1 protein-coding gene is annotated in these 4,440 nt (G+C 66.9%); it reads left to right on the forward strand.

All coding sequences use genetic code 11. The features are described 5' to 3' along the window. Positions 1 to 231 precede the first annotated feature (231 nt). The gene (locus tag FJV41_RS48140; RefSeq protein ID WP_181791483.1) at positions 232 to 4,407 is read left to right on the forward strand and encodes an Ig-like domain-containing protein; all 4,176 of its coding nucleotides are present in this window, start codon (positions 232 to 234) and stop codon (positions 4,405 to 4,407) included. Positions 4,408 to 4,440 lie beyond the last annotated feature (33 nt).

The following is a 4,440-nucleotide window of genomic DNA, read 5'->3' on the forward strand; positions in this document are numbered from 1 at the left end:
GGGCCCGGTGGCGTGGGGGGACGGAACGAGGGCGACAATCCGGGGGGAGCTGGTGGCGCGGCGCTCAGTGGTTCGTCCTTGAGCTTCCTCACGTTTGGTGGCGGCGGAGGCAGTGGGCATGCCCAGAGCGCCCTGATGACGGGGGCAGGTGGGCAAGGCGGTGGCATCATCTTCATCCGAGCCACTTCGCTCTCGGGGACTGGAAGCATCCTGGCCTCTGGGGAGAGTGCCGTGGCGACCACGGGACTGGATGTCGGCCATGGCGGCGGAGCCGGTGGCACCCTGCACCTGCGCTTCGCGGGCAGCGCGGCGTGTAACCCGAACACGGTGCGTGCCGCAGGTGGCAATGGCGCTGTCGGCGTGGCCGGGCCCGGAGGTGGAGGTGGCGGAGGGCGTGTGTTCTTCCAGGCTTCAGGAGGGCCTTCCTGTCTCCCCACCACTCCCTCGGGCATGGCGGGAACCCAGGGCACGGCCCCTGGGGCCACCACCGACGGCGCGATGCCCAATGACGCGACCACCGCTCTGAATCATGGAGGCACCGTCACCCTCGTGGACACGGCCTTCACCACGCCCGCCGCTCCGGGGCTCACCCCGCTGCCGCCGCCTGCTCGGACGAACAATCCCTTGCTGAGGGGAACGACGGAGCAGGGCCTGTCGGAGGTCATCCTCTACGAAGTCACCAACACGACCCCGAACCTCACGTACACGTATTGGGGGAGGACGGCATCGGACAGCCTCAAGGACTTCGTCTACTCGTTCGTGCCCCCGAGCAGCACCCCTGGCACGGCCTATCGCGTCGCGGCGCAAGCCGGGTTCCTCGGTGCCTACAGCGCCATCGGCACGGAGTTCAACTTCACCTTCGACAACGTCCCTCCGACGACGACGCTCACGCCCAATGGGGTTCCTCCGATCTCCAGCGCCACGGTCGCGAACTTCACCTTCACCTCGACGGAGACGTCCAGCTATCGCTGTGCGCTGGACAGTACGCCGCCGCTGGGGGATGCGGCCTTCGGTCCATGCCCGGCCTCGTATTCGTCCGGCGCGCTCGGCAACGGGGACCACCGGCTGACGGTCTACGCCATCGATGAAGCGGGCAATCAGGACCCGAACCCGAAGAGCTACACCTGGAAGGTGGACACCTCCGTCCCCAACACCGCCATCACGGGGGGGCCCGTTGCCAGTCCCCCGGGCGCTCCGACGAGCTCGAAGACCGCGGTCTTCACCTTCACGGGTGGGGTCACGTACCAGTGCTTGCTGGACGTTGGCCCGGCCACGGCCTGCGGTCCGACCCAGACCTATACGAACCTGGACGAAGGTGCCCACACGCTGGAGGTGACGGCCTACAGCGCGGCGGGGACGCCGGACCCGAGCCCCGCGTCGCGCGCGTGGCGCGTGGACACCCTCGCTCCCGACACATCCTTCACCGCGGTGCCCGCGGCCGACAGCAACTCGTCGAGCGCGCTCTTCGACTATCAGAGCCCGGATGACTCCACGGCGACGTTCCAGTGCTCCGTCGACGGCCTCAACTTCACCTCGACGCCATGTCCCGGGACGGGAACGGGCAGTCGCACGTTCACGGGGCTGACGTCTGGCCCCCATCAGTTCCATGTGCGCGCGGTCGATGCCGCGGGCAACGTGGACCCGTCGCCCATCGGGCACGCATGGCGGGTGGACCTCGCGGCCCCCTCGTCCATCCAGGTGACGTCCCCGAGCGCGGGCGCGGTGCGCGAGCTCACGCCGACAATCGCCGGGACGACGGAGGCGGGAGCACGCGTGGTGGTCACCGTGCGGTTGACGAGTTCGGGCACCACACTGCAGACCTTGAGCACGGTGGCCAGCAGCCCCTCGGGAAATTGGAGTGTCGTGCCCGCCGCGCTGGACCAGGAGCGCTACATCCTTCGCGCTCGGGCGACCGATGCGGCGGGGAACTTCGTGGAGTCCTCGGACGTGGGCATCACCGTGGACACGGTGGCGCCCGCGCGCCCCGTGCTCAATCCAGATATCCTGGGCGAGCACTACACCGCTGTGCCCATCACTCTGGACGGTGTGCTCGAGTCCACGGTGGGGCTCAACCCCAACACCGAAGTGACGGTGTATGTGGATGACTCGGTGGTGTTGCCGCCGGCCACGGTGAATGCGTCAGGGGCCTGGTCGGTGACGTATTCACCGTCGCCCGCGGATGATGGCTTCCACTGGGTTCGCGCCATGTCGAAGGACCCGGCGGGCAACGTCAGCGCGTTCTCCGGCACGCTCACGTTCCATGTGGACCGGAAGGACCCGGCGAAGCCCATCGTGGCGCCGCTCGGCACGTATGTGAACACCCAGTATCCCGTGTTGACTGGTACCGCGGAGTTGGGAACCTCGGTGCAGGTCTATTTCGGACCGCTGCCGGAGCCCGTCACGGTGAGCGTGGGACCTGGCGGCCAGTGGACCTACCTGCGCACCACGCCGCTGAATGAGGGGCCCAACACGGTGTTCGTCCGCTCGACGGATGGTGCGGGGCGCTTCATGGACTCGGACCCGGTGTCGTTCATCGTGGACGTGACGAAGCCGGAGACGACCATCCTCGAAGCTCCGGACCTTCGTGTCGGTGACACCACGGCCGAGTTCCGACTCGCGTGGCCTGAAGCGCTGACCTACGAGTGCCGGCACATCTACAAAACGGAAGAAGAGGAACCGGGGCAGCCGGAGGACGATGAGCAGGTATTCACCCCGTGCGAGCGGCCTCCTCCGGGGCCGGAGGTGGATGAGAGCTTCATCCAGAAGTCCAACCTGCGTGACGGTTCTCAGACGCTGCTGATTCGCGCCGTGGATGCGGCGGGCAACCGTGACGACTCGCCGGCGTCCCACACGTGGAGCATCAGCACCGGCGCGGTGGATACCGAGATCCTCGAGGGCCCCGTTGCTGACGGAGGACTCACCAACAAGGCGGAGGCCATCTTCTCGCTGTGGTCGAACAAGGGCGTGGTGGACTTCGAGTGCAAGCTCGAGAAGTCCATCAACCCGGACAACCCTCCCCCGGACTTCGCTCCGTGTCCCAAGGGGCCTGGTGACGACTACGATGTCGCCCGTTACGAAGGCCTGCCGGACAATATCTACACGCTCTCGGTTCGTGCTGTCTTCGCGGGGGAGCGGGATGGCATTCCAGCCTCACTCAGCTGGAAAGTGGATCGCACGGCTCCGACGGCTCCCTCGGTGACGGCTCCCCGGGCCAACCACCCCACCAACCAGGAGAAGCCTGGCATCCAGGGCGAGACCCCGGAGGAGGGGACCATCACGCTCTACAAGGATGGTGTGTTCTGGGGGACTGCTAGAGCCACGGGCGCGACATGGAGCTTCACGCCCCCGTTCGACTTGCTCAGCGGTCAGTACATCATCACCGCCACGCTCACCGACCTGGCGACGAATCTGGGACCGGTCTCCGCGCCCTACACCCTGATCGTGGATGTCGATGAACCCGTGGTGTCGATTCTCTCGGGACCTCCCACGTTGACGAACGTGCCGGGCTACACCTTCCAGTTCGAGACGTCGGAGGTGCTGGAGACGTATGAATGCGCGCTCGACACGCCGCTCTTCACGCCCTGTTCGAGCCCGCTGACCCGGCCCAATATCGGCGATGGGGCCCACACACTGACGATCAGGGGAAAGGACATCGCGGGGAACCTCACGCTCGAGAGTTTGTATGTGACGCATTCGTGGACCAGCGATACGAAAACGCCGGACACCAGCATCGAGACGAAGCCGAAGGAGCTCTCCAACTCAGTGGAAGCGGTCTTCTCGTTTGGGTCGTTCCAGGACAGAGACGAGCTGGAGATGCAGTACTTCTGCAGCCTGGATGGGGCGGACTTCGTGAGCTGCAACCCCTCGGAGTACCGGCTGACGGGACTGGGCCGGGAGGATGCGGAAGAGACTGAGTATGTCCTGCGGGTGAAGACGCGGGATCCGGCGAGCAACGAGGACCCCACTCCCGCCGAGTTCCGCTGGAAGGTGGACCTGAGGGCCCCTGGGGCGCCCTCGCTGTCCGTTCCCCGGGTGAACGACATCCTGTCGGTGCGGACGCCCACGTTCCAGGGCGACGCGGATGCCGGGACGATGGTCTCCGTCCTGGTGGATGGCGTGAAGACCGGTGAGGTCCGGGCGGACGCGAGCGGTGATTGGCGCTTCGTTCCTCGCAACGAGCTGGACTACGGCAGCCATACGGTGACGCTGGTGGCGACGGATGACGCGGGGAACGTTTCGGTGCAGTCCTCCGTGGTCAACTTCGTGCTGGATCCGTCGCTGGAGATTGATGCCCGAGGCGGCGGCTTGAGCTGTGCCTCGGCGGGCGAGGGAGGAGGCTCATCGCTCGTCCTCCTGGGCTTGGGGGCGCTGGTCCTGCTGGTGGGCCGGCGTCGCCGGGCGAGCTGAGGCTCCTGGGCGGGCGGGGGACCCCTGCGGTGG

The sequence above is a fragment of the Myxococcus llanfairpwllgwyngyllgogerychwyrndrobwllllantysiliogogogochensis genome, from assembly GCF_006636215.1.
In the GTDB taxonomy this organism is placed as follows: Bacteria; Myxococcota; Myxococcia; order Myxococcales; family Myxococcaceae; genus Myxococcus; species Myxococcus llanfairpwllgwyngyllgogerychwyrndrobwllllantysiliogogogochensis.